Source organism: Chryseobacterium sp. 22532 (assembly GCF_052044665.1).
Taxonomy (GTDB): Bacteria; Bacteroidota; Bacteroidia; order Flavobacteriales; family Weeksellaceae; genus Chryseobacterium; species Chryseobacterium lathyri.
Genome location: NZ_JBQENJ010000002.1, coordinates 587305 through 612641, shown reverse-complemented (window position 1 = coordinate 612641; position 25337 = coordinate 587305). Strand labels below are relative to the sequence as shown.

Genomic DNA, 25337 nt, shown 5'->3' with positions numbered 1-25337 from the left:
TTAGTAGCGGGAACCGGACTCGAACCGATGACCTTCGGGTTATGAGCCCGACGAGCTACCTACTGCTCCATCCCGCGGTGTATTTTTAGAGTGCTTACCGAAAGCACTTAACTTAGTAGCGGGAACCGGACTCGAACCGATGACCTTCGGGTTATGAGCCCGACGAGCTACCTACTGCTCCATCCCGCGATATTGTGAGTGCAAAGATACGGCTATTTTTTGAAAATCCTAATTTTTCTTTTAAATAAAGGACTTTTATGAAAACTATTTTATTATTTGTATCTTTGTTTTATGGCAAAAATACTGAAAATTTACCCTGATAACCCTCAGGAAAATCTTGTGAATGAGGTTATTAAAACCTTACAAAACGGCGGGCTTATTATCTATCCTTCTGACACGATCTATGCTTTGGGATGTAATATTTTTGATATAAAAGCCATGGAAAAGCTGGCCCAGCTTAAAAAAGTCAAACTGGAAAAGTCTCAGTTCTCAATTATATGTAATGACCTGAGCCACCTTTCAGATTTTACAAGACCTATTGATACTTCAGTCTTCAGATTTCTGAAAAGCCACCTTCCAGGACCATTTACCTTTATCTTAGATGCCAACAAGAGCCTTCCTTTGGCCTATAAAAATCATAAAACCATTGGTATCCGTGTTCCCGATCATCCGATTCCACAGCTTATTGTGGAAAAATTGGGCCATCCAATTGCTTCAACGTCTATAAAAGATGACGACGAGATTATTGAATATTCCACAGATCCTGAGCTAATTGCAGAAAAGTATGACCATCTGGTGGATATTGTAATCGATTCCGGATATGGTGATAATATAGCCTCTACCATTGTGGATCTTACTTCGGGAGAACCGGAAATCATCCGCCAGGGAAAAGGAATCATTTAATCAGAAGCAGTCAACCGATCATTTGGATTATGAGTTTGTATGGTAAATACGCACTGGGAATTCTTTTTACCTTTGTGCTTCTTGCTGCAGTAATGCTTTATGCATTGCCGCTTATTTACTTAATTACAGGTACAAAAGGAATTACATCCGTTAATTTTTTTTATACAAGGATTGTTCTTTGGATGGTTCTTTTTTTTGTTTTTCTTTATAATTTTTTTGTAGAAAAAAATGCTTTCCTGCTACAGAAAGAAAAGAAGTATACTGTATCATTCTATACAAAGTCAGTAATCCGTTTATATTTTACCTGTCTTATAGGAACTTCCGTTATTGGTATAATTATCCAGCTTTTGACTCAGGAAGGCATGAGCAGCAAAATGGTTCAGATCTCTTCTGCTTTTAAAAATAATTATCTGCTGATGATCTTTATATGCCTTACTGCCGGAGTGGTAGAAGAACTTCTTATGAGAGGATACATTCAGCCAAGAATTGAAAGAATATACAATAATCAATATTGTGGTATTTTCATTTCCGCCCTATTATTTGGAATTTTGCACAGCACTTATGGAACAATCGGACAGGTAGTCGTACCTTTCTTTATCGGAACCGTTTTTGCTATGTTTTATAAACAATATTCGAACATTAAAATTCTAATCATCTGTCATTTTATGTACGACTTTGTGTCTGTGATGATCATGAATTTAATTGATACTAAACATTTATCTGTACTCTAAACATTATGAAAATTATAACTTCTCCAGCGAAACTGATGAACGTTGAGAATTCAACTGACTTATTAAGATCAACCACTCCAAAATTCATCGAAGAAGCTGCATTCATCCAGTCTTATTTGAAGCACAAATCTCCGAAATATCTTTCGGAATTAATGGAAATATCACCTAAGCTGGCCGATGAGAACTGGGAAAGAAACCAGAAATGGAAGGCGAAGCCAACGGCAAAGGAATCTGCTCCTGCCCTATTTGCTTTTACAGGAGAGGTTTACAGAGGACTGGATGCAAAAACCCTGGACAAAAATGCTGTTGACTATTTACAGAAGAATTACAGGATGCTTTCCGGATTATATGGTCTGCTGAAGCCTTCCGATAAAGTAATGCTATACCGGCTGGAAATGGGACGTCATTTTGAATTCGATCAATACAAAAACCTATATGAATTCTGGAGAGAAAAGATCACGGAACAGCTGAACTCCGAGATGAAAAAGGGTGAAATTCTTCTTCATCTGGCCAGCAATGAGTACGGGAAAGTGATTGACAGGAAAAAATTAAATCATAAGGTCATCGATTTTGATTTCTATGAATTAAAAGACGGAAAACTGAAAACTATTGTTGTTTATACCAAGCATGCAAGAGGTCTTATGGTAAGGTTCTGTGCGGAAACTAACGCCAAAACCCTGGATGATGTAAAGGCATTCAACTATGGAGGCTATCTGATCGATGAGGAAAAATCTACGGACACTAAACTGGTTTTCACAAGATAAATGACAATATCAGCATTCAAAAAATATTTTAAAACTGAGCTTTCCGAACTTTATAACGATTCGGAAAGTGCTTTTTTATGCAGTGTTTTTATACAGAAAATTACAGGCTTTGACTCGTTTCAGCAAAGAAGACTTTCTCATCAAGAACTTCTTATTGATGATGAAAAAAAGCTTGTTCAGGTTATTTCTGATCTAAAAACCGGAAGACCCTATCAACAGATCCTTGGGGAAACAGAATTTTACGGAATGTTGTTTTTCGTGGATGAACATGTCCTTATTCCGCGTCCTGAAACGGAGGAGCTGCTTGAGATGGCAATTCATACCATTCAAAGTTCAGAATTAAATGTTCAGGGTTTAAAGATTCTGGATATCGGAACCGGAAGCGGTATAATTCCATTGGTTTTAAAAAAACATTTTCCCGGAGCGAAAATTACATCCATTGATTTATCGGAAAAAGCCTTGAAAACGGCTAAGCGAAATGCAGAACATCATCAGTTGGAAATCAACTTTATTCATGCAGATTATCTGAATTTTGAATTAACGGAAAGCTATGATATTATTATTTCCAATCCTCCTTATATAGGAATTGAAGAAGAAATTGAGATCGCTGATTCTGTCAAGGAATTTGAACCCAAAATGGCACTCTTCTCTCCTGTGAAGGATGCATTAATCTTCTACAGGAAAATCGCAGAAGATGCTCAACAATACCTGAAAGACAATGGTTTTTTATTTTTGGAAATCAATCAGAAACTTGGTCCTGAAACCCTTGAATTGTATACCGGATATTTTTCTGAAGCCCAACTGATCAAAGATTTATCTGGAAATGACCGCTTTATTGCTGGAAAAAAATAAAAATTGAATCATGGAAATTATCGCACACTCTGTCAATGAAATTAAAATAGCCGAAATTGTTTCCGCTGACATCATTATCCGGTCTGCTCAGGACGGATTGGATCTTCTTGGAAATATTTATTATCAGGGTTTCGATAAGCTGATTATCTATGAGAAGAATCTCACCCCTGAATTCTTCGATCTGAAAACAAAAATAGCAGGAGATATCCTGCAAAAATTCTCTAATTACCGCATGAGCCTTGCCATTGTAGGGGATTTTGAAAAGTATCAAAGCAAAAGCATCAGGGATTTCATTTTCGAAAGCAATAAAACAAAACATATTAATTTCACTGAAACACTTGAAAATGCTTTGGAAAGGCTGGGAAACTGACAATTATTAAAAAAAACATCCATCTGCTCTTTTATAAATCTAAAAACAACACGGATCTGTGGGAATATTTTAACGCAAAGGTTTACCATTGTTAGTGTTTATTAAAGAAAGCAAAGATGCAATCAACAAGTTGATCTGATGAAGCGGATGGATGAACAGGACTTATATATTCTAGTATTCTAGCTATTTATGTCTGTGTGCCAATCTTAGCTTCCTCGCTTTTCTTTTCAAAAAAGCAGATCGCATCTTCAATCGCCTTATCAACAGGTTGATACCGGATCCCCAATTCCTCTGAAGATTTCCGGTTGGAGTAATAATTATTAATTCTTAAAGCTTTCATATTAGGAGAACTCAGGCTGGTTTTTATTTTCAGTTTTCTCAGTATGTCTCCTATTATTCCGAGTATGGCAAGTCCTGAGTTTGGTATTGGGATCATAACGGGAGCCTGTCCTGTTATGGCATTTACTTTTCCAAAAAACTCTTTGTAAGTCAGGTTTTCATTGGCCAGCAGGTATTTTTCGCTATTTTTATCATTTTCAGTGGCTTTTATAATTCCTTCCGCCACGTCTTCGGCATGCACAAAGTTTTTTCCGCCTTTTGGATAGAAAACAAGCTTCTTTTTCCAGGCCCAAAAGATAATTTTCCCCGAACTCGGCTTACGGTCGTAGGCCCCGATCATAAAGGTAGGGTTTACAATAACTACGTTGGTTTCCTTTCTCTGCTGCAAAAGGTAATTCTCTGTTTCCAGTTTGCTTTTGGCATAATAGGAACGGGTAAAAGGATACAGCTGAGGAGCTTCTTCATTTCCCCAGCCAACAGAATTTCCATATCCTAATGTATTGGCCGTACTTACAAACAGGAATTTTTCTACTCCCACTGATACAGTTTGAGCAAACAGATTAACTACAGCATCATAATTCGTCTTTTTATAATCTTCATAACGCAACAGGTCCTGACTGGTTTCCGCCGCAATATGAATAACAGTACCCACATCCTGCAGATGCTCTGAAATATCCGAGAACAGGTCTCCTTCTATGAGCCTGAGATTTTCATTTTCTTCGCCCATCCAGCTGCTTTTCTTGCGCACCAGAGCAGTAACAGAATAATCATATTGTAATAATTTAATAATGGTATTAGTTCCCAGAAGCCCTGTGGCTCCGGTCACGAAAACTTTTTTCATGCTTCTATTTCTTTTTTAATGGCACTGGTCATCAGAGGCAGCTTAATCCATATAGGCAGGATCTTCATAATCAGCCAGCTTATGGGATTCACCATAATAACGGAATCTTTTTTGAAAAGTTGCCTGATGCAGTAAGCTGCCACTTTGTTTGGGTCCAGGAGGGTAAGCTTTCCTAAAACACCTTGCTTTTCAATTCTTTTGCAGACATCGATATTGGTTTTCATCGCTCCGGGATTCACAACGCTTACAAAGACATTAGTGTCCTTCAGCTCTTCATGAAGTCCTCTTGAAAATGAATGGATAAAGGTTTTGGAAGCCGGATATACCGTTTTGAAACCTATGGGTGAAAAAGCAGCCATACTTGATACATTCAGAATATAGGCTTTAGGCTGTCTTAACAGATTAGGTAACAACTGATGAGTGATCAGTGAGGTTGCTGTTACATTCACCTGTAAAATGGTATTGATATAAGACGGCGAAGCATCTACAAATTTCTTCGTGCCTCCAAGCCCCGCATTATTGATCAGGATATGAATTTCAAAAGACCGGTTCAGCCATTCTGTAAGCTTCATGACATTTTCATTCACCGAAAGGTCTACTTCATAATACTCTGCCCTGATCCGATAGGTTTCTTCAAGCCGTCGAGACAATTCTTTTAAATGTTGCCCCGGAAGGCTTACCAAAATGACATTGATATTCTTACTGGCTAGGTTTTCTGCAAATGCTTTTCCAAGTCCCTGGCTCGCTCCCGTTACTACAGCATATGATTCTTTGGTATCCATAAAACAATTTTATGATACAAAGCTATCCGGAAAAGTATCTTTGAATGTTCAGGGTTATCTGAGTGAACCTATTTTTAAATTAAAAATAAATCTATATAACATATTGAAAAACAATTAATTAATTAAAACAGAACGTTAAAACTTATAAACCTGAACCATTTTTATACTCGGAAGGAGTCTGATCTGTCAGTTTTTTAAAAGTGGTATTGAAAGAAGTTTTGGAATTGAATCCGGATTCGTAGGCGATCCCTAAAATTGACAGTTTGCTCTGAGGGTCTTTGAGAAGTTTTTTGGCATACTCAATTCTGTATTCATTCACGTACTGAAAAAAGTTCTTCTTAAATCCGGTATTAATCACATAAGACAGATGGTGTGTAGAAATAGACAACAGTTCGGAAAGCCTGATCAGGTTCAGCTCGCTGTCCAGATAGGGCTTTTGCTTATCCATGATTTCTTCCAGCTGACTTTTGATCTTCAGCAGTTCTTCATCGGGGAGCAGCTTTTTCTTTACTTCTTCTCTCTCGGGATCTTCATCAATAGAAATCAATTCATCACGCTGCTTTTCTTCCAGGGGATAAATTTCTTTCTGCTTTAAGGAATAATACCCTACAAAATAAATAACCAGCAGAAAAGCTCCGTTAATGAAAAAATTTAGGGCAGTAGAATCATAGGATAAATTATAAACTATGTAAGCAATATTAATAATGAAAATAATGACAGTAATATATTCGAGCCAGTTCAGGTTGATACCTTCTGTATTCGCAGAAAACTGCTGGATCCTTTTTTTGTGCTTCCGGATAGTGAAATATGAAAGACCGGTATAGAATAAGGCCTGTACAAGGATTAAGCCGATAAAAACAAAATTAAAAACAGTATGATCATCAAATCCACCAAAACGCTGTAACAGAATATTGATCCAAAAAACAACAGGCAGAATAAGGTATTTCAGGTCTGAAATTTTAAATTTAAATGCAGGATTGGTGTAAAATAACACACTGAAATAGAACATAATGGGCGTCAGAAACTGGATCATCTGAACGGAAATGATGGAATGTACCTCTACCGGAGCACTATTCACTAGGGTAAGAACCTCATCCAGCCAGAAACTTGACCATAAAAAAAGAAATATCCCAAACCAGAAGTTGGCCTTTCTGTTTACCCGCAACGGATTGGACAGTTTCAGTAAAGAAAGCAAGACCAATGAACCATAGATTAATACAACGATGAAACGGTTTAATTCTGATGTGTTCATTGGTCTTGATATTTTGCTTAAAGATAAATCTTTTTATCCTATTCTTTTCCTGACGAAAATTTCATAGCCCAGATAGATCAGCGGTAGTGACATGATTCCCAGATACAGAGCATTATGCATAGCAGCATCCGGAGCTACAGCCACTGCATAAACCAATCCGAAAAATGCGCCTCCAAGATGTGCCGCATGGCCGATATTATCATGCTGTCTAGGGTTCATCATCATATATACAGAATATCCGAAGTACAGCAGTCCGAAAATATAGCCTTTAACCGGAATCGGAATAAAGAAGATATAGATACCGATATCAGGCATCATAGCTATAGATGCAAATAATATCCCTGAAACACCTCCACTTGCACCTACCGCGGAATACCACGGCTGTTTTTGGTAAATATAAAGCGAGAGAAAATTTCCCAGCAATATAGACCCCAGATATACAATCGTGAAACCGAGATTTCCGAAAGTCTGAATGATAATCGGTCCAAAGAAATACAGCGTCATCATATTAAATACCAGGTGCATGATATCAGCATGCAGAAACCCAGATGAAAGCAGACGGATGTATTCTTTTCTGCCCAGAATAGCTCCTACACTGAATTTATATTTCTCAGTGATCCCCGGATTGTTGAAGGCAACAAAACTGATAATGGCCGTAATTATAATAAATAAGATGAGAATATTCATAATTTTAATTCTTAATTTTCTGGTTCACCGCCTTCAAACAGATCCCCGATGACAGTCCGGTCATCATCTACAATACCGTCTCCTGTTTCGGGTTCTTCATATACTTCCGGTTCTTCTTCTACAGGTTCAGGAATCGTGATATTGATTGATTTTACTTTAAATTTCGTGAACTGGTTTCCAATTGCCTTGATTCCTTTTACAGCAATGAACTCGTCAATAGGTATGGTTTCCGGGTCACGGTCTTTGCCTTTATCCTTAGCAAAAATGATTTCTGCTGAAGCACCGTCTGCTACAATTACGTTTTCAATGAATGATTTCGGGTGTTCAGAAGGCATAAAGGTCTGTATATTGGCTGTATTTTCCAGAAGGAATCTTTTGATAAAATACATTTCCTTTTCTCCGTCGTAGTAAATGCAGGTTACCGGCTGTTGCGGCTTCCATTTTTCCAGCACCAGATATTCATCATCGAAACGGTTTCCAAGGTCGAAAGACACCAGCTTCACCTCACCATTGGTATTGATTGTCAGAATTTTATCATCTCCTTTAAAACTACCTAAAAGAGTCCCTCTCGCATCGGCATTCAGTCTTCTTACCGTATCATCAAACCAGATTTTTCTGGGAGCCAGTGTAGAAACGCCTTCTTCCTTCAAATCCACCTTTTTCACAGAATATTTGGTCACCAGGTTTCCTTTAGAATCTCTTCCTTTGATAGCAAGTTCAGAGAAATCAATTTCCATTTTATTTTTCCTGATTCTTGGATTCGGTTTTAAAAGGACGGTTACTGTTTCCGCTTCCCCATTAGGATTAGCCGAGAAATACAGGGTTTCGGAACCTTTTTTATCAGAAGCCAGCGGATAATCTGTGTTTCTGGTCACCGCCGTTACAGAAAAACGTTTCATATAATAAGGTCCGTCTCTGCCTTCACGGTAGATCATATTATAGACTGTTCTTTTATCGTTCTTCTTCCATATGGCAACATGCAGGATATCTTTTCCGACGAATGTTTTGGCATCCACCTTTACAACCTTCATCGTTCCGTCTTTTCTGAATATGATGATATCGTCAATATCCGAGCAGTCAAACAGATACTGGTCTTTTTTCAGTGAGGTACCGATAAATCCTTCTTCAAAATTGGCATAGAACTTTTCATTGGCCACTGCTACTTTTGTGGCATCAATAGTATCAAAAATCCTAAGCTCTGTTTTTCTCTGCTTATCTTTTCCGTATTTTTTCTGAATATTTAAATAGTACTCAATGGCATAAGCAATCAGGTTGGCAAGGTGATGTTTTACCTGTTCTATTTTGCCCTCTAGAGCAGCTATATTTTCTTTAAATTTATCTAAATCGAATCTTGAAATTCTCTTAATTCTGATCTCCGTCAGTTTCAAAATATCCTCTTCTGTTACCGCTCTTAAAAGATGCTTTGTGTGAGGCTTTAATCCTTTATCAATGGTTGCAATAACATCCTCCCAGGTCTTTACCTCTTCAATATCATGATAAATCCTGTTTTCAATAAAGATTCTTTCCAGTGAAGAGAAATGCCAGCTTTCCTGAAGCTCGTGAAGTTCAATTTCAAGCTCTTTCTTAAGCAATGAAACTGTATGTTCCGTATTCATTTTCAGGATATCAGAAACATTCATGAACATCGGTTTATCTCCTACGATCACACACGCATTCGGAGAGATGGTTACCTGGCAGTCTGTAAATGCATAGAGTGCATCTATGGTTTTATCCGGTGACACATCATTGTGAAGATGAACAAGGATCTCTACCGTATCAGAGGTATTGTCTTCAATCTTTTTGATCTTGATCTTTCCTTTTTCATTGGCCTTCAGGATAGAGTCTATCAGGTCGCCTGTATTTTTTGAGAAAGGAAGTTCCGAAATTACCAGCGTATGCTTATCGGTTTGGGTAATTCTGGCTCTGGCTCTTACCTTACCACCCCTGTGTCCGTCATTATATTCGGAAACATCAAGATAACCGGCGGTCATAAAGTCAGGAAACAGTTCAAATTTCTTTCCTTTTAAATGAGCAACAGATGCATTGATAAGCTCGTTGAAATTATGGGGAAGAATTTTTGTAGAAAGTCCTACACCAATTCCTTCTACTCCTTGTGCAAGCAATAGGGGGAATTTTACGGGAAGATCAATAGGCTCATTATTTCTGCCGTCATAGGATTTTGCCCATTCTGTAGTCTTAGGGTTAAAGACCACTTCCAGTGCGAAAGGGGTCAGCCTGGCCTCAATATATCTTGCCGCTGCTGCTGAGTCTCCGGTATAGATATTCCCCCAGTTTCCCTGAGTATCTATCAGAAGTTCTTTCTGGCCAATCTGTACCATGGCATCCGTAATGGAAGCATCTCCGTGAGGATGGTATTTCATGGTATTTCCTACGATATTGGCTACTTTATTGTAACGGCCATCCTCCAGTTCCCGCATAGAGTGCATGATCCTTCTCTGAACAGGCTTAAGCCCATCATAAACGGAAGGAATCGCTCTATCCAGAATTACATAGGAAGCATAGTCCAGAAACCAGTCTTTATAAAGTCCTGAGACTTTTTTCAAGCTCTCACCTTCGTGCGAGTTTTCTTCTGTCGTCATCTGTTTTTAATCGTTTTTCTCTTTATTAATTTGTACTACTTTATTCAGAGAGAGTTTTAAATCATTTACTTCTTTTCTACTCAAATAAGATATTTCATATTTGAGGATGGTAGAGCCATTGTTCTTGCTTGAGATGGTCACGTATAGTCTTTTAATAAAAAAAATACTGACGATCTCATATGTTATCAATTTATATTTTGGAAATTCATCATGAAGAGGTCTGTCCAAAAAAGGAATGATATTTCTGTTCTTAAAATTCAGTGCTTCTCCATCACTGTCATATTCAAATATTTGTCTGCCGTTCAGGTGAAAAATCACCATTAGTATGACTGGAACAATAAGAAGAATATAACTTTCTTTTCCTACAGCATGAAACCTGTATTCATTTAACAAAAATGCTGCAATTCCAAATATGGCCATCATTATCAGTAATGTATGTACAAAATTGTAAACCGAAGCTTTGTTGCGGTTGCTGAGTCTCATTTGTAATATTTGTGTTTATTGGTTTAATTTTTAGTTTGCTACTTCATCCAAGGTTTCTTTTTTATCAATATCCGGGTCTTCCACTACAAGATTTTCAAGAATAAACACCTGCCTGTCCGGTGTATTTTTACCCATATAAAATTCAAGCAGCTGATCTATTGTCTGGTCTTTGCCTATTACTACAGGCTCCAGACGGATATCTTTTCCGATAAAATGTTTGAACTCATCGGGTGAAATCTCTCCAAGTCCTTTAAATCGGGTAATTTCAGGGTTTTTCCCAAGTTCGTTCAAAGCTTTTATTCTTTCCATTTCAGTGTAGCAGTATCTTGTCTCTTTTTTATTTCTCACCCTGAACAATGGGGTCTGAAGAATATAAAGATGTCCATTTTTAATCAGATCAGGGAAAAACTGAAGGAAAAATGTAATCATCAGAAGACGGATATGCATACCATCCACGTCGGCATCGGTAGATATAATTACCTGATTGTATCTCAGATCTTCGAGACTTTCTTCAATATTCAGAGCAGCCTGAAGAAGGTTAAACTCTTCATTCTCGTATACTACTTTTTTAGTCAGTCCGTAGCAGTTCAAAGGTTTTCCTTTCAGAGAGAATACGGCCTGGGTCTCAACGTCTCTTGATTTGGTGATAGATCCGGATGCGGAATCTCCCTCGGTAATGAAAATCTGGGTCTCTCCTTTTCTTTCATTCTTCTGGTCGTTATAATGCTGTCTGCAGTCACGGAGCTTCTTATTGTGAAGGGATACTTTTTTGGCTCTTTCTCTTGCCAGCTTCTGGATTCCTGAAAGTTCTTTTCTTTCTCTTTCGGAAATAAGAATCTTTCTTTGGATCGCTTCGGCAATTTCAGGGTTCTTATGAAGGAAATTATCGAGTTTGCTCTTCAGAAAATCAATGATAAAAGTCCTTACGGTAGGTCCGTTGGGTCCCATATCACTGGATCCCAGCTTTGTTTTCGTCTGGGATTCGAATACAGGTTCTTCTACGTTGATAGAAATGGCTGCAATGATAGATTTTCTGATATCTGAAGCATCAAAGTTTTTATTGAAAAATTCACGGATCGTCTTTACATACGCTTCACGGAAAGCATTAAGGTGCGTTCCTCCCTGCGTGGTATTCTGTCCGTTCACGAAAGAAAAATAGGTTTCTGTCTGTGATTTGTCAGAATGCGTAATAGCCAGTTCTATATCGGTATCTTTCAGGTGAATGATGGAATACAGAATTTCGTTTTCCATCTCTTCTTCCAAAAGATCTTTAAGTCCGTTTTCAGAATAATAGGTCTCGCCGTTGAAAATAATCTTCAAACCGGGGTTCAGGTACGCATAGTTGCGCAGCATTTTTTCTATATATTCTTTCCTGTATTTGAAATGAAGGAAGATCTCACCATCAGGAATAAAGGATATTTCAGTTCCGTTTCGGTCCGAAGTATCTTTTTCTTCATGGTTTTCAGTAATCAGTCCCCTGGAAAATTCCGCCATCTTCATTTTTCCTTCACGGAAAGACCTTACGCGGAAATACTCTGAAAGGGCATTAACAGCTTTGGTACCCACCCCGTTCAATCCTACAGATTTCTTGAAGGCTTTACTATCGTATTTTCCTCCTGTATTCATTTTGGAAACGGCATCTACGACCTTCCCCAGTGGGATTCCACGGCCAAAGTCACGGATGCTGACTTTACCGTCGTCCACTTTTATTTCAATTCTTTTCCCAGATTTCATTCTGAACTCATCAATAGAGTTGTCCAGAATTTCTTTGAGCAGAATGTAAATACCGTCGTCCGCAGAGGAGCCGTCTCCTAGCTTCCCGATGTACATTCCGGGGCGCAGACGGATGTGTTCCTGCCAGTCGAGGGTTCTGATATTATCTTCGGAGTAGATTGGATTTATTTCTTGTGACATATATGATTTCAGCAAACACACAAAAGTACGAAATTGTACAAAATTATACGAATTTTTCGATTCGTTTTTTTTCAGTATTTAACCTTAAATATTGTATTATTATTAATCAAATCATATATTTACCGTATTATTCAATATCTAGTGAAAAAAATTATACTTTTTCATCTATTCTCTTTTATATTATCATCATCATCATTATTATTTGCCCAGATTCCCGGAATGGTCAATTATAATGATGGGGATGGTCTGAACAATTCGTATACCTACTCACTCAGTCAGGATAAAAACGGATTTTTATGGATAGGAAGTGATAACGGGCTATTCCGGTTTGACGGAAAGGAATTTAAGCATTTCAACAATAAGCAGGGCTTAAAAAACATCGAAGCCCTGTCATGTATCCCTTTATCCAACGGGGAAATTTTTATTGCCCCTTTTCTGAATGATTTTGCTTATTTGAAAAACGGCAGAATTATCAACTCGGATTCTAACAGCGAATTACAAAAAATGCAGTTCACCGTTAATCCCGACTATTATGTTGATGGTGAGTCTCTTTACCTGTTTTCTACCTATAATCCTGACAATATCTACGTGTATGGGAATGAAAGAGTGAGCAGGATTCCTTTGGCAATCAAGAGCAGCCTGGCAGATCCTTATTATGCTTTCGGTCTGAATATCGCTGATCAAATGCTGTATCTGTTCAATCAGGAAAAAACGGAAAACATTCAGGCTTATAATATCATCACAAAAAAGAAAACAATCTGCAATATTTCTCTTAAGAAAAACACGGTCACATTAAGGAAGGGTGACATTTTTGTTTTCAGAAACAAAAGAACGGTAGAGGTTTACCAGCTTTACAACAAAATTTACTTCAAAAAACTTAAAAGCTATACCGCAAAGGAAAATATTCACCGGCTCGTCATAGATCGTAATTACCGGCTCTGGCTGTGTCCTGAAGAAGGCGGAGCTCTTTATTTCAAACAGCCTTTATTTGATAACAGCAAACTTTCCGATCCCGTCAGAATGATGGAAAACTACATCCTCAACGATATTTTAGTAGATAAAGACAACAATACCTGGTTTTCTACTCGGAATAATGGCATCTTTTTCATTGCTGACCAGTTTTTTAAAAATTATGTCCATTTTCCGATCAAAAATAATTCATCCAATATAAAGGCCATTGCCAAAAACAGCCATGGTATTTTCCTGGGCTATAACGAAGCTAAAAGTGGCATTTACCATAATGGGCATGTAACGGATCTTGTTTTTGAAAAAAACATTAAAATAGAGCATAAATCTATATTTTCTGAGGGAAACACAGTGATATTCGGGCTTACAAGAAGCCTGTTTCAGTATGATATCCTGACGAGGAAAAAAAAAATTTTAAAGGATTATCTTTTAAAAAATATTGTGCCCTATACACCAGGATCTATTATATTATGCACATCAGACGGACTTGTTGCCTATAATTATAAAACAGGCAGTTATACTGAAATACTCAGCAAAGAAAGAATGTATACCGCTCTTCCCTATGCCAGGGATAGCTTGTTTGCCGGGAACTTTAAGGATCTTTATAAAGTGAATACTATTTCTAAAAAGAAAAAACTATTTCTGCAAGGATATTACTTTACAGATCTTAAAAAGTTCGGTGACAATCTATATATCGGAGCTACCAACGTTAACGGGATCATTATTTTTGATCATTCTAAAGTCCTCAGAAAGATTACGGAAAAAATTGGATTGATTACAGGCCAGATCAAAAAAATTGAAGTAGAAAACAACCATGTATTTTGGGCAAGTACTAATTATGGACTCAGCAGGATTGAGCTTAAAGGAACTGATATCAGTATCAATAACTTCACACAGACAGACGGCCTGCCATCAAATTCAGTATCCGGATGTATTATTTCCGGTGATACCATCTATGTGGGAACTTCAAAAGGGCTGGGAATTCTTTCTGTTAAAAATCTAATGAGCCAGAAGAAATTTATCAACAAAAAAGTAATCATCAATTCAGTTATCATTGGCGGCAGGGAAATTTTTGATATCAGACAGCCGTTAACGGGCCAGACTCCTGACAATGACGTTACCTTCAATGTAAGTTTTCCGGATTTTATTTCCCAGGGAAAGATAAGTTACCGGTACAAAATCGAGGGACTCAGTAATGGCTGGCAAACGGGCACTTCCCAGAAGATCATTTTTTCTTCTCTTCCTCCGGGTAATTATACATTTAAGATCTTGGGGATCGGATACAATGGAAAACAGTCTTATGCCTCAACGAATCTGCAATTTGAGATTCTTCCGCAATTCTGGCAGACCTGGTGGTTCAAGCTGATGATCATCAGTCTGGGTGTTGCTGGCCTGTTTATCCTTATCACCTTTTATTTTCAGAAGAAAAGAAATAAAAAACTGGAAACGTTATACTATGAAAAAAAAATTGCTGAACTGGAACTGCAAGCGATAAAGGCTCAAATTAATCCTCATTTCATTTATAACTGCCTCAATTCTATCCAATATCTTCTGTATAAAGAAGATTATAAAGAAACAGAAAATTATCTTGAGATATTTGCTCAAATGATTCGAAAGACCCTGCATTATTCAGAAAAAACCTTCATGTCTATCAAAGATGAAGCAGATTATCTTTCATTATATCTGAATATGGAAAAACTCAGGTTAAAAGATCTGTTCGACTATAAAATTACTTTATCTGAAAACATCAACGAAAGCTGGGTGCTTCCTTCCTTGCTGATTCAGCCTTTTGTGGAAAACGCCATAAAACATGGAATTGCAGGTTTAAAGGACAGAAAAGGAAATATACGGGTGTCTTTTGAACATACCGGAACATCAATCTGTGTCACCATAGAAGATAACGGCACGGGCATTAACAGCAAAAGGAAAACCAGCCCTGATTCTTTCGGGGTAAGATTATCCCAAAAAAGGATTGAAACATTCAGACAACTTTTTGAGACTCATATTATACTGGAAATTTATGATCTCTCCGAAAAAGAGCAAAGACCGGGAACGCAGATTAAACTTTATATAAAACCTTATGAAAACCAAAATACAGGCATGCATCATTGATGATGAACAGGACGGAAGAGATTATATCGCTCTTCTACTGAAGAATGAATTTCTTGAGATCCAGACGGTATTTCAGGCATCAAGCGTAGAGGAAGCTTATATTTATCTTACTAAAAATTCCCCGGATATTCTTTTTCTGGATGTGCAGCTGAAAGACGGTACTGCTTTTGACCTGCTTTCAAAGTTCAGAGAAATAGACTCCCGGATCATTTTCATTACCGCATTTGAAAATTTTGCCATTCAGGCTATTAAAAACGGTGCGGCAGATTATTTACTTAAACCCATTAAAAAAATAGACTTTATCATTGCTGTCAATAAAGTGCTGGAAACCATTAAAAAAAGTAAAAGCCAGCCGGGTATTTCTTCCAGCGAGAACAAGATCAGTCTTCCTACCCTTCAGGGCTTCAAATTGACCAATATCAGCGATATTATCCGTTGTGAGGCAGATTCCAGCTATACCACCTTTTATCTTACGGATAAAACGAAGATCATTGTTTCCAAAACACTGCATGAATTTGAGGAACATCTTACAAAATATAATTTTTTCAGGATCCATCATAAACATCTGATTAATCTTTTTCACCTTAAAGAATATATTAAAGGGAAAGGCGGGCAGGTAGTGATGGCGGACCATTCTGTCCTGGATGTTTCTGTGCGTAAAAAGAATGATTTCTTAAACAAGATTGAGAATTTAGATTAAAAACTGCAGCCGGAATATATTTCCGTTTTGTTATCTGCCTTCCAGTTTTGCTATCATTTTTTTCAGCATTACCGGAACAATCAATTGGTGGAAAGGACGCACGGGAATGAAATACAGCATTCCCATCCGGTTGTGATATTTCACGGTAGTTGAAATTGTTAAAACACTATTTTCAGTGCTGTGTTGTACATTATCATAAAGAATTGAAACCCTGAAATCAAGGTGCTTATCATTCTCACCTATGATAATTTCGTGATCCGTCTTATCGAATATTTTGAAAATTCCTATCTGATCTCCCACTTCAAGTTTAAAATCATCAGGTGATAACGATTTACTCTTATCTGTTCCGGTTTTCAGTCCGAACATTTTAACGATGCTGTTTCTGAAAGCAAACATGTTCTTCCCCCACTGAGGTGTACTGGTGAAAAAAGCCCTGCCTATTTCGTTCGTACTGATATTTCGTTTAGTATTCAATTCTCCTTTAAAACTGTCTGCATAATCAAAAAAATTTTCTTCTTTGGATAAAACAGATCCTTCCGGTATTGCAGTTTTTATAATTTTCATGGTATTAGAGTGGTTTTGGGTTCTGTTCTAACAAATGTAACTGGCTTGCTGCAGAAAAGACCTGAGCAATCTCAGCTTTCCTTTTTTTAATTACAATTAATAGCAGCAAGGCTTCACTTATTAGAAAAATGTATTCACTTATTAATTCACATTAAAGAGATTTTAAAAACTATTCTAATTTTAACCTATATCCAAAATAACTATTAATCATTAAAGTTTTTGTTGGTTTTTGATGTATAAAATCAATATAATATTATGGTAAGAATGTATTTTTTAACTATTTATCTTCTTTTAGGATGCCTTATGGTGAATGCCCAGGCACCATGTTCAGATTTTAATGACCCCAATAACCCTCCCGGACTTTGGACTCCTGCTCCTTATCCCAACGGAAATGTAGGTGTTTCTGCCGGTACCCCGAATACGCTGGATGGTTCCCAGTATATTATTCTTGATGATAAATCAGGCGGATCATGGTATATCAACCCTTCCGATTTTAAAAATCTAGGGCAAAGATTTTTAGGCCAGTGTCTTTATTTTGATTTCTATCTTGAAAAAGATGGCGGCTATGGTGCTCCTATTCATCCTACCATCTACATCATGTCCGGCAATCAGTATATCACTTTTGTAGCCAATGTCACCGTAACTCCGGGAAGCGGATGGGTTCGTGTGCGTGCACCGATCGCTAATGGTACAGGAACTACCCTTCCAAGCAATTCGGATGGAACATGGACGCTGGGCTCAGCAGTAACGACTGCTGATTTTAATAACATTATGAACAATTCTACGGCTGTTATGATATCTCCGGATTATACCTCAAACCCAAGCGAAAGAGTATGGTACGATAATATCTGTGTGAAATCATGTGACGGATGTACTGCGGATTTTAAACTTGACACTTCATTCAGCACTGTAACCAATACGGCTACCGCTAACTTAACCCTTACGAATCCTGTTCTGGTTTCTACGCCTAACAATCCGGGAAGTACTTATACCGTGGCATGGGGTGACGGAACTTCTTCACCTTACATTATATCTACTCTAAGCCATACGTATACTACTCCCGGAACGTATACGATCTGCGTTACTGAAAAGAAAGATAAAATGATCATATGTACAAGATGTTTTACATTCTGCTACTCAAAAAGAGACACTGTACCAACAAAAGAAGGCGGAGCAATTGCATTGAAATCTCCACTTTCCGATCTTGAGAGCATTGCTAAAACAGAACTTCAGGCAGAGGAACAAAAAGGAATTATCATGGTTCCTAATCCCGCTAAAAGCCATGTGGACCTGCAGACCAACCTTCCTAAAAGAGAACTGGTATCGGTAAGACTGATGGATTTTTCAGGGAAAGTATTGCTTGAAAAATCTGAAATCCTCAACAGCGGTCCCCAGACCCTTACCCTGAATACGGAGAAGCTGGTACAGGGTGCTTACATCGTTGAAGTGAAATCTGAACATATCACAAGTTCACAGAAACTGCTGATTTCAAAATAAAGTCTTATAAAATAATATAACTTCAAAGACTGTCCCATGTAAGGACAGTCTTTTTTATGGAATTTCTGCTTCTGATTACAAAAAATGAATTAAATTCGAAGTAAGTAAAAAATCCTTTAATGATACAACTTCCATTATCCAAGCTTTCCAATGTAGGAACTACCATTTTCAGCCAAATGACACAGCTCGCAAACGAAAACGAGGCAATCAACCTTTCACAGGGGTTTCCGGATTTTATGCCGGATCCTGAGCTGCTGGATCATGTAGATTATTTCATTAAAAAAGGGTTTAACCAATATGCTCCAATGGGTGGAATGATTACTTTAAAGGAAGAAATTGCCAAGAAAATTGAAAACAGCCATCAGGCTATATACCATCCAGACTCAGAGATTACAGTAACTGCGGGGGGAACTCAGGCTATTTTCACTGCAGTAGCCACTTTTGTTAAAAAAGATGATGAAGTGATCATTTTTGAACCGGCCTACGATTGCTATGAACCTACTGTAGAACTGTTCGGCGGAGTTGTAAAACGATTTGAAATGAAAGCCCCGGATTATGCAATCGACTGGACAGCAGTACGAAACCTGGTCAGCGATAAAACCAAAATGATCATCCTGAACAATCCCAATAATCCGTCGGGGAAGATTTTAACAGCGCAGGATATTCAGGAACTGATTGCCATTGTAAAAGGAACTTCCATCCTTATTTTAAGTGATGAAGTCTATGAAAATATTGTTTTTGACGGAAAACAGCATCTGAGCCTCGCCAAATATCCGGAACTAAAGGAAAGAACTCTTCTGGTAGCTTCATTTGGAAAGCTGTTTCATGTTACGGGCTGGAAAATCGGTTATTGTGCTGCTCCAAAAGCGCTGACAGATGAATTCAGAAAAATCCACCAGTTCAATGTCTTCTCTGTTAACACTCCTATTCAGTTGGCGCTGGCAGCTTACATGAAAAATGAAGGTCATTACAATAATTTGGGGCAGTTCTTTCAGGAAAAAAGAGACTTTTTAAGAAAAGGACTGGCCGGAACTTCTTTTGAATTGCTGGATTGTGAAGGAACTTATTTCCAGGCATTGAAGTATGATAAAATATCGGATAAAAATGATTTTGATTTCGCGAGCGAGCTTACTATCACTCATAAAGTGGCAAGTGTTCCTTTTTCGTCATTCTATAAAAATAAAAGGAATGACCATGTGATCCGGTTATGTTTCGCAAAAAAGCAGGAAACATTAGAAAAAGCCATAGAAAATCTTTCCAGGCTTTAAATCTTTATATAAGCGGAGAAAGTAACCTAGCCAGATGTTCAAAGAATACTTTGGTTTTTGGTCTTTTCCTCCATGATTCGAGAGAAATTTCCTCACAGTCATTCATGTCTTCATGAAAGAGGTTCTGAAGCTTATCATTGATTTCTTCATTAAATACCAATGCATTGACCTCAAAATTCAGTTCCTGGCTTCTTACATCCATATTGGCTGTCCCCACGGAAGAAAAGTTATCATCAACGATCATTGTTTTAGCGTGGATAAAGCCTTTTTTGTAAAAGAAAATCCTCACATTATTTTCCAGAAGCTCTTCGTAATAAGAATATGCCGCAGCATTCACAACCATGGAATCCCCGGATTTAGGAACCATGAGCCTTACATCAACTCCGGAAAGAGCTGCCTGTTTGATGGCATTTAATACAGTTTCTACCGGAATAAAGTATGGAGTAACAATATATATTCTTTTTCTGGCAGAAAGTACCGCAGAAGCTGTACTGAGCATGATGGAAGGCTTGGTATCCGGACCGCTGGCCGCCGTCTGAATAAGCGAATTTCCTTCTTCTTTGTTCTTATAATCAAAATAAAGCTTAGAGATTTCAGGTATCTTTTCTGTTGCAAAGATCCAGTTGCTGAGGAATAAAAACTGAAAGTAGAAAGCAGCCTCTCCTTTTATATAAAGGTGAACATCTCTCCAGTATTGTATGGGATTAGGATTAATATATTTATCGGAAACATTGATTCCGCCTGTAAAGACTTCTGCGCCATCTACAATAATGATCTTTCTGTGGTCCCTGTAATTGACCCTGTTGGCCAGCAGCCTGAATGTAATTTTATTAACAGGAGATAGCTGAACGCCTCCTTCCTTTAGTCTTTTCAAAAGCTTACGCCCTATTTTCCCGCTCCCCATATCATCATAGAGGAAACGGACGATAACACCCTCTTCTGCCTTTTTGATCAGCAGATCAGCAAGCCTGTTCCCTATTCCGTCATTATCATAGATATAATATTCCAGATGAATATGATGGACCGCTTTTTCAATGACCTTAAAAACTTTTTCAAATTTACCTTCCCCATTAATCAGTATTTCCGCATGGTTTCCTGGTGAAAGCGGAGAATAGGAAGCATTATAAAGATAATTGACTGTTGTTAAAAACTGTCCTATTTCTTCGGTATGATTTTTTAATGTTTTATAATGTGTTTTCCGGATATAAGCACTTACACCCTGATAGATCTGTTCGTTCCGTGCTATTTTAAAACTATAGAACTTATTTTTCCGGTAGTTAACTCCAAATACAAAGTAGATAATAATTCCTATAACCGGAAGAAAGATGATCAGCATAAGATAAGCCAGGGTTTTGCCTGTATTCTTAGTATCCATAATAATTTTACCGGCCAGAAAAATAATCCCAACAAGATAAAGAACTTCAAGTCCTACAAGAATATATGGAAATTGATCAAAAAACTCTTTTATCATACCTTGAACTTTGCAGATACTAAAGGTAGGTAAAAAGGCAAATAGATAAAAGATAAAAGAACGGGATCGGTAATCTGTGTATCCTGTTTAAAAAAAAATAAACCAGCTCATTTTCAGATCTGGTTTTATTTTTAATTTTAAAGAATGCCTTGCAATGATATTTTATAAAAACATTCCGCCGGAAGCTTCTATTCTCTGTCCGTTGATCCAGCCCGCATCTTCGGTGCACAAGAATGCCACTACCCCTCCGATGTCATCCGGAAGTCCGGCTCTTCCCAATGCAGTACTATTAGAAATCATTGAATTTACCTGCTGATCGTCTCTTGTTCTTCCGCCTCCAAAATCTGTTTCAATAGCTCCCGGCGCTATAACGTTCGCTTTGATTTTACGGGATCCCAGTTCTTTTGCCATATATTTTGTCAGCATTTCTACACCAGCCTTCATAGAACCGTAAACAGAAGACCCCGGCAAAGCAAATCTTGCCAGTCCTGATGAAATATTAATAATTCCGCCCCCGTCATTAACAAAAGGAAGCATTTTCTGAGTCAGAAAGAAAACTCCTTTAAAATGAACATTTACGATGTCGTCAAGCTGTTCTTCCGTAGTTTCCGTGATGGGAGCGTATAAAGCTGTTCCCGCATTATTGATCAGAAAATCGATATTTGGGCTGCCTGTTTCAGTTTTCAGATGATCTGTAATGTTTTTCACAAATGCATCAAAGCTTTTTACATCTCTGGTATCCAGCTGATAAGCCACAGCATTTTGTCCCAATGCTTTTATTTCTTTAACCACAGCTTCAGCTTCCTCACTGCTATTTTTATAAGTAATAATAACATCTAAGCCTTTTTGGGCAATCTTAAGAGCGGCATTTTTTCCAAGGCCACGGCTTCCGCCCGTGATTAATGCGATTTCTGTTTTTGTATTCATTGTTTTATATTATTTAATGATACAAAGTTGGAAAATTCTGCGGAAGAAACGTTTGCCTGAATCAATCTGAAATTTGCAAAATTCAAATCATGTTCGAAACTGCATTGGGGTAAATGAAGTCTTTCTTTTGAAAAAGTTGGAAAAATGAGCTATTTCCTCAAAACCCAGCGCATAAGAAATCTCAGAAACATTCCATTTGGTTTGTCTTAAAAGAATTTTAGCTTCCTGAATCATACGGTCGGCAATAAATTCGGTAGTTGTTTTTCCAGTGCTTTCTTTTAATTTTTTATTTAAGTAATTCACATGAACCGCTAGTCTGTCAGCATAGTCTTTTGCTGTTTTTAGCTGTAATCTCTGGTCTGAAGATTCTATCGGGAACTGTCTTTCCAGAAGTTCTATAAATAACGAAACTACACGTAATGAGGCATCATTTGAGGCAGAAAGCTTTGCAGCGGGCTGCAGCTTTTGTCCGTAATGAATGAGCTCCAGTACATAATTCCTGATCAGGTCATATTTGAAAATATAATCGGAAACTATTTCCTGTTTTATTTTTGTGAACAGAGTTTCTATTTCGTCTGCCAGATCATCATCAATCTCGAACAACGGAATATTCCCCGGCTGAAAAATCGGCAGGTCTTCCAATGAAAACCGGGATTGCGCTTTGATGAAGAAATCTTCTGTAAATACGCAGAAGCTTCCCGACTGGTCGGGATCTTCCGGAATCCAGTGATACGGAACTTTAGGGGTGGCAAATAATAAAGCATTCTTTTTGATAGCTATGATTTTGTCTGCATATTCTGCCCTATTCTGTCCCCTGATCAGGCTTATTTTGTAATATTTTCTTCTGTTGTAAGGCATTTCCGAAGTAGTTCGCGCTCTTTCGATAGTCTGCCTGATATCGAATACATTGAAATGTCCTATATCTTTATGAAGTCCTTTCGGAAAAATACTTTCAAGATCTTTTCCCAGTTTGGCGGCCATTTCTTTATAGAAATCTTCAAGGGATGAATGAGTGATTTTTTCCATAACTGACTTTTTGTAAAATTCAAATATACAAAGTTAGCATGATTTGAAAAATGAAAAAAAAAATTCACTTTTTTCTTCATGAAGTGATATACATATACATATTTTTCTTACCTTAGTTTTCAAACTAACTCACTAAAAATCAAAACAATGAAAAATCAAGATTTACAGAAAGGAAAAAAACTGAACAAAAAGCATTTAAGAAGCATTACCGGCGGATTAATGGACTGCATTGATCCCATGACCGGAGCCTGCAGTAAAATATCAATAGGCTGTGCACAGCTGCAATGCAGACCCGGAATAGAGCCTTAGTAAGAATTAAAGCCGTTCAGTATTGAACGGCTTTTTTTAATCTTATTCAATTTATTAAGAAAAAACGCTTCAGAGATGATCCCCGAAGCGTTTTCTATTATAACTAACTTTAATATATTCTTATACGTTGAATCTAAAGTGCATGATGTCGCCATCCTGAACGATATATTCTTTACCTTCAACAGAAAGTTTTCCGGCTTCTTTAATTTTCACCTCTGAACCATAAGTGATATAATCATTATACTTGATTACTTCTGCACGGATGAAACCTTTTTCGAAGTCTGTGTGGATCACTCCGGCAGCCTGTGGAGCTGTCCATCCCTGTCCTATTGTCCATGCTCTTACTTCTTTTACACCCGCTGTAAAATAGGTCTGAAGTTTTAATAAATCGTAAGCTTTTCTGATCAGACGGTTTACTCCAGGCTCTTCAAGTCCTAATTCTTCAAGGAAGATCTCTCTTTCTTCAAATGTCTCCAGTTCATTGATATCTGCTTCAATCTGTGCTGCTAAAACAACGGTCTCTGCACCCTCGTTTTTAGCCATCGCATCAATCTTTTCTATCCATTCGTTACCGTTTTTGATAGAATTTTCGTCTACGTTGCACACATATAACACAGGCTTTTTAGTTAAAAGCTGGATATCGTCAATGATTGGTTGAGTCAAATCATTGACCGGAAACTCTCTTGCATTTTTCCCGTCCTCGATGAATTTTTCCAGGTTTTGAAGTGTTTCATAAACAAGGATATCATCTTTTTTTCCGGATTTGATAAACTTTTTAGCTTTTTCAACAGCTTTTCCAACTGTTTCAAGGTCTTTAAGCTGTAATTCGATGTCGATAATTTCTTTATCTCTCATTGGGTCTACAGAACCTTCAACGTGGATAATATTACCATTATCAAAGCATCTTAAAACATGGATAATGGCTTCACACTCGCGGATGTTGGCAAGAAACTGGTTTCCCAGCCCTTCTCCTTTGCTCGCTCCTTTTACAAGACCTGCAATGTCAACAATTTCAACTACAGCCGGCAATACTCTTTCTGGATTAACTATTTTTTCAAGTTCAAAAAGCCTCTGATCCGGTACAGATACCGTACCAAGGTTCGGTTCTATCGTACAGAAAGGATAGTTCGCAGATTGAGCTTTAGCGTTGCTTAAGCAGTTAAAGAGAGTTGATTTGCCTACATTCGGAAGGCCTACAATTCCACATTTCATATTGTAAAATTCAAAGTTTAATATTCAATAAGTTCAGGTTGGAAGTCTGATGTTTAAATTCATATTCCGACCACCCAACTTTCAGCCTGCAAAGATAGTGATTTTAAAGGGAGTTTCATAATAAAAAAATCTGCCAGAATTTAGGCAGATTTTTAATAATTTTTGTCAATTAATTGTTTTTTATGGATTGTTTCCCGTGGCTTCCTGAGCCAGAGGGACATCATTCGGTGTCTCCTGCAATGTTTTATCTAAAGTAAATAAAGACTCATCGGTAGCGCGGTCACCGCCTGCAATTTTCAATTTATCTATCAGGTTGGCGGCCAGTGTTTCTTCTTCTATCTGTTCCTGTACAAACCATTGCATAAAATTCCATGTAGCCCAGTCTTTTTCTTCCAATGCGAGATCTACAATTCTGTAAATTGCTGTAGTATTGTCTACTTCATGTTTAAAGACTCCGTCAAAACAGGCTGTTAAAGATTCCGGATCGGCAGGCGGAGCCGGAATAGCGTCTACTTTTGGTTTCCCGCCTCTGTTCAGCACATATTCCATAAACTTGATAGAATGATTTCTTTCTTCCTGCGCATGTCTGTAAAGGAAATTGGCAATTCCCTGATATCCTTTATCATCTGCCCAGATCCCGTAAGACAGAAAAACGTGTGATGCATGAATTTCTTTGTTCATCTGATCACTCAATGCCTTTTCAATGGTCGGGGAAAGTCTGTTGGTATTCATAATAATATATTTTTGGTAATTATTAGCTAATAATG

Annotated in this window: 23 protein-coding genes and 2 tRNA genes; 10 read left to right on the top strand and 15 right to left on the bottom strand. The window is 37.7% G+C overall.

Annotated elements, in window-relative coordinates:
- Positions 1-4: 4 nt before the first annotated feature.
- Positions 5-77 (bottom strand) — tRNA-Met (locus ACTJIV_RS06965).
- Positions 78-116: 39 nt separating this feature from the next.
- Positions 117-189 (bottom strand) — tRNA-Met (locus tag ACTJIV_RS06960).
- Between the two features lie 102 nt (positions 190-291).
- Between ACTJIV_RS06960 and ACTJIV_RS06955 the strand changes: the two genes are divergently transcribed.
- Genes ACTJIV_RS06955 through ACTJIV_RS06935 form a run of 5 tightly spaced genes read left to right on the top strand, consistent with a single transcriptional unit; the run spans position 292 to position 3620 of the window.
- Positions 292-903 (top strand): L-threonylcarbamoyladenylate synthase, encoded by a 612-nt coding sequence (locus tag ACTJIV_RS06955; protein ID WP_111958294.1) that lies wholly within the window; start codon positions 292-294, stop codon positions 901-903.
- A gap of 29 nt (positions 904-932) precedes the next feature.
- On the top strand, positions 933-1634 hold the full coding sequence (locus ACTJIV_RS06950; protein WP_440626502.1) for a lysostaphin resistance A-like protein: 702 nt from the start codon (positions 933-935) through the stop codon (positions 1632-1634).
- Positions 1635-1639: 5 nt separating this feature from the next.
- On the top strand, positions 1640-2398 hold the full coding sequence (gene yaaA, locus ACTJIV_RS06945; RefSeq protein WP_440626501.1) for a peroxide stress protein YaaA: 759 nt from the start codon (positions 1640-1642) through the stop codon (positions 2396-2398).
- Positions 2399-3250 carry a peptide chain release factor N(5)-glutamine methyltransferase gene (prmC, locus tag ACTJIV_RS06940; RefSeq protein WP_440626500.1) on the top strand — a complete coding sequence of 284 codons (852 nt, stop codon included), beginning with the start codon at positions 2399-2401 and terminating at the stop codon, positions 3248-3250.
- Between the two features lie 10 nt (positions 3251-3260).
- Positions 3261-3620 (top strand): DUF4180 domain-containing protein, encoded by a 360-nt coding sequence (locus tag ACTJIV_RS06935; protein WP_440626498.1) that lies wholly within the window; start codon positions 3261-3263, stop codon positions 3618-3620.
- 187 nt (positions 3621-3807) lie between these two features.
- On the opposite strand, the gene ACTJIV_RS06930 is transcribed toward ACTJIV_RS06935, so the two are convergent.
- The 7 genes from ACTJIV_RS06930 to ACTJIV_RS06900 form a co-directional block, all read right to left on the bottom strand.
- Positions 3808-4800 carry an NAD-dependent epimerase/dehydratase family protein gene (locus ACTJIV_RS06930; protein ID WP_440626497.1) on the bottom strand — a complete coding sequence of 331 codons (993 nt, stop codon included), beginning with the start codon at positions 4798-4800 and terminating at the stop codon, positions 3808-3810.
- Positions 4797-5582, bottom strand: coding sequence for an SDR family NAD(P)-dependent oxidoreductase (locus ACTJIV_RS06925; RefSeq protein WP_111958306.1), 786 nt, complete (start codon positions 5580-5582; stop codon positions 4797-4799). The genes ACTJIV_RS06930 and ACTJIV_RS06925 overlap by 4 nt, the downstream gene beginning before the upstream one ends.
- 142 nt (positions 5583-5724) lie before the next feature.
- On the bottom strand, positions 5725-6834 hold the full coding sequence (locus ACTJIV_RS06920) for a helix-turn-helix domain-containing protein (RefSeq protein ID WP_440626496.1): 1110 nt from the start codon (positions 6832-6834) through the stop codon (positions 5725-5727).
- Positions 6835-6867: 33 nt separating this feature from the next.
- Positions 6868-7521 carry a rhomboid family intramembrane serine protease gene (locus tag ACTJIV_RS06915; protein WP_111958310.1) on the bottom strand — a complete coding sequence of 218 codons (654 nt, stop codon included), beginning with the start codon at positions 7519-7521 and terminating at the stop codon, positions 6868-6870.
- 11 nt (positions 7522-7532) lie between these two features.
- Positions 7533-10121 (bottom strand): DNA gyrase/topoisomerase IV subunit A, encoded by a 2589-nt coding sequence (locus tag ACTJIV_RS06910; RefSeq protein WP_440626495.1) that lies wholly within the window; start codon positions 10119-10121, stop codon positions 7533-7535.
- A gap of 6 nt (positions 10122-10127) precedes the next feature.
- Positions 10128-10544: a hypothetical protein gene (locus ACTJIV_RS06905; protein ID WP_223559282.1), complete on the bottom strand. Its 417-nt coding sequence runs from the start codon at positions 10542-10544 to the stop codon at positions 10128-10130.
- Between the two features lie 90 nt (positions 10545-10634).
- Entirely contained in the window at positions 10635-12518 is a 1884-nt protein-coding gene (locus ACTJIV_RS06900) for a DNA topoisomerase IV subunit B (RefSeq protein WP_111958316.1), read from the bottom strand.
- A 141-nt stretch (positions 12519-12659) separates the two neighbouring features.
- Here ACTJIV_RS06900 and ACTJIV_RS06895 point away from each other — a divergent pair, with 141 nt between their 5' ends.
- Together ACTJIV_RS06895 and ACTJIV_RS06890 are read left to right on the top strand one after the other, a co-directional pair.
- Positions 12660-15596 carry a histidine kinase gene (locus ACTJIV_RS06895; RefSeq protein ID WP_440626494.1) on the top strand — a complete coding sequence of 979 codons (2937 nt, stop codon included), beginning with the start codon at positions 12660-12662 and terminating at the stop codon, positions 15594-15596.
- Positions 15565-16296 carry a LytR/AlgR family response regulator transcription factor gene (locus ACTJIV_RS06890; protein WP_440626492.1) on the top strand — a complete coding sequence of 244 codons (732 nt, stop codon included), beginning with the start codon at positions 15565-15567 and terminating at the stop codon, positions 16294-16296. The genes ACTJIV_RS06895 and ACTJIV_RS06890 overlap by 32 nt, the downstream gene beginning before the upstream one ends.
- 30 nt (positions 16297-16326) lie before the next feature.
- Here the strand turns inward: ACTJIV_RS06890 and ACTJIV_RS06885 are convergent, their stop codons facing one another.
- Positions 16327-16860, bottom strand: coding sequence for a DUF2867 domain-containing protein (locus ACTJIV_RS06885; RefSeq protein WP_440626490.1), 534 nt, complete (start codon positions 16858-16860; stop codon positions 16327-16329).
- 264 nt (positions 16861-17124) lie between these two features.
- On the opposite strand from ACTJIV_RS06885, the gene ACTJIV_RS06880 reads away from it, so the two are divergent.
- Positions 17125-18357 (top strand): T9SS type A sorting domain-containing protein, encoded by a 1233-nt coding sequence (locus ACTJIV_RS06880; protein WP_223559278.1) that lies wholly within the window; start codon positions 17125-17127, stop codon positions 18355-18357.
- Positions 18358-18476: 119 nt separating this feature from the next.
- A complete protein-coding gene (locus tag ACTJIV_RS06875) occupies positions 18477-19625 on the top strand; it encodes a methionine aminotransferase (RefSeq protein ID WP_440626488.1) in 1149 nt (382 codons plus the stop codon).
- 4 nt (positions 19626-19629) lie between these two features.
- Here ACTJIV_RS06875 and cls read toward each other — a convergent pair whose 3' ends face one another.
- The 3 genes from cls to ACTJIV_RS06860 all read right to left on the bottom strand — a co-directional run bounded on the left by cls (position 19630) and on the right by ACTJIV_RS06860 (position 23049).
- Positions 19630-21096: a cardiolipin synthase gene (cls, locus tag ACTJIV_RS06870; protein ID WP_440626486.1), complete on the bottom strand. Its 1467-nt coding sequence runs from the start codon at positions 21094-21096 to the stop codon at positions 19630-19632.
- Positions 21097-21258: 162 nt separating this feature from the next.
- Positions 21259-22023, bottom strand: coding sequence for an SDR family NAD(P)-dependent oxidoreductase (locus tag ACTJIV_RS06865; RefSeq protein ID WP_440626484.1), 765 nt, complete (start codon positions 22021-22023; stop codon positions 21259-21261).
- 87 nt (positions 22024-22110) lie between these two features.
- Positions 22111-23049, bottom strand: a complete 939-nt coding sequence (locus ACTJIV_RS06860) for a helix-turn-helix domain-containing protein (protein WP_223559274.1) — start codon at positions 23047-23049, stop codon at positions 22111-22113.
- Between the two features lie 147 nt (positions 23050-23196).
- Here ACTJIV_RS06860 and ACTJIV_RS06855 point away from each other — a divergent pair, with 147 nt between their 5' ends.
- The gene (locus ACTJIV_RS06855; RefSeq protein ID WP_167409432.1) at positions 23197-23358 is read left to right on the top strand and encodes a hypothetical protein; all 162 of its coding nucleotides are present in this window, start codon (positions 23197-23199) and stop codon (positions 23356-23358) included.
- A 120-nt stretch (positions 23359-23478) separates the two neighbouring features.
- Here ACTJIV_RS06855 and ychF read toward each other — a convergent pair whose 3' ends face one another.
- Both ychF and ACTJIV_RS06845 read right to left on the bottom strand, forming a co-directional pair.
- Positions 23479-24570, bottom strand: a complete 1092-nt coding sequence (ychF, locus tag ACTJIV_RS06850) for a redox-regulated ATPase YchF (RefSeq protein ID WP_111958334.1) — start codon at positions 24568-24570, stop codon at positions 23479-23481.
- 180 nt (positions 24571-24750) lie between these two features.
- A complete protein-coding gene (locus ACTJIV_RS06845) occupies positions 24751-25302 on the bottom strand; it encodes a ferritin (RefSeq protein WP_111958336.1) in 552 nt (183 codons plus the stop codon).
- Between the last annotated feature and the right edge of the window lie 35 nt (positions 25303-25337).

Coding starts and splice junctions, on each gene's coding strand:
- ACTJIV_RS06955 (WP_111958294.1), top strand. CDS start 292: ATGGCAAAAATACTGAAAATTTACCCTGATAACCCTCAGGAAAATCTT.
- ACTJIV_RS06950 (WP_440626502.1), top strand. CDS start 933: ATGAGTTTGTATGGTAAATACGCACTGGGAATTCTTTTTACCTTTGTG.
- yaaA (WP_440626501.1), top strand. CDS start 1,640: ATGAAAATTATAACTTCTCCAGCGAAACTGATGAACGTTGAGAATTCA.
- prmC (WP_440626500.1), top strand. CDS start 2,399: ATGACAATATCAGCATTCAAAAAATATTTTAAAACTGAGCTTTCCGAA.
- ACTJIV_RS06935 (WP_440626498.1), top strand. CDS start 3,261: ATGGAAATTATCGCACACTCTGTCAATGAAATTAAAATAGCCGAAATT.
- ACTJIV_RS06930 (WP_440626497.1), bottom strand. CDS start 4,800: ATGAAAAAAGTTTTCGTGACCGGAGCCACAGGGCTTCTGGGAACTAAT.
- ACTJIV_RS06925 (WP_111958306.1), bottom strand. CDS start 5,582: ATGGATACCAAAGAATCATATGCTGTAGTAACGGGAGCGAGCCAGGGA.
- ACTJIV_RS06920 (WP_440626496.1), bottom strand. CDS start 6,834: ATGAACACATCAGAATTAAACCGTTTCATCGTTGTATTAATCTATGGT.
- ACTJIV_RS06915 (WP_111958310.1), bottom strand. CDS start 7,521: ATGAATATTCTCATCTTATTTATTATAATTACGGCCATTATCAGTTTT.
- ACTJIV_RS06910 (WP_440626495.1), bottom strand. CDS start 10,121: ATGACGACAGAAGAAAACTCGCACGAAGGTGAGAGCTTGAAAAAAGTC.
- ACTJIV_RS06905 (WP_223559282.1), bottom strand. CDS start 10,544: ATGATGGCCATATTTGGAATTGCAGCATTTTTGTTAAATGAATACAGG.
- ACTJIV_RS06900 (WP_111958316.1), bottom strand. CDS start 12,518: ATGTCACAAGAAATAAATCCAATCTACTCCGAAGATAATATCAGAACC.
- ACTJIV_RS06890 (WP_440626492.1), top strand. CDS start 15,565: ATGAAAACCAAAATACAGGCATGCATCATTGATGATGAACAGGACGGA.
- ACTJIV_RS06885 (WP_440626490.1), bottom strand. CDS start 16,860: ATGAAAATTATAAAAACTGCAATACCGGAAGGATCTGTTTTATCCAAA.
- ACTJIV_RS06880 (WP_223559278.1), top strand. CDS start 17,125: ATGTATTTTTTAACTATTTATCTTCTTTTAGGATGCCTTATGGTGAAT.
- ACTJIV_RS06875 (WP_440626488.1), top strand. CDS start 18,477: ATGATACAACTTCCATTATCCAAGCTTTCCAATGTAGGAACTACCATT.
- cls (WP_440626486.1), bottom strand. CDS start 21,096: ATGATAAAAGAGTTTTTTGATCAATTTCCATATATTCTTGTAGGACTT.
- ACTJIV_RS06865 (WP_440626484.1), bottom strand. CDS start 22,023: ATGAATACAAAAACAGAAATCGCATTAATCACGGGCGGAAGCCGTGGC.
- ACTJIV_RS06860 (WP_223559274.1), bottom strand. CDS start 23,049: ATGGAAAAAATCACTCATTCATCCCTTGAAGATTTCTATAAAGAAATG.
- ACTJIV_RS06855 (WP_167409432.1), top strand. CDS start 23,197: ATGAAAAATCAAGATTTACAGAAAGGAAAAAAACTGAACAAAAAGCAT.
- ychF (WP_111958334.1), bottom strand. CDS start 24,570: ATGAAATGTGGAATTGTAGGCCTTCCGAATGTAGGCAAATCAACTCTC.
- ACTJIV_RS06845 (WP_111958336.1), bottom strand. CDS start 25,302: ATGAATACCAACAGACTTTCCCCGACCATTGAAAAGGCATTGAGTGAT.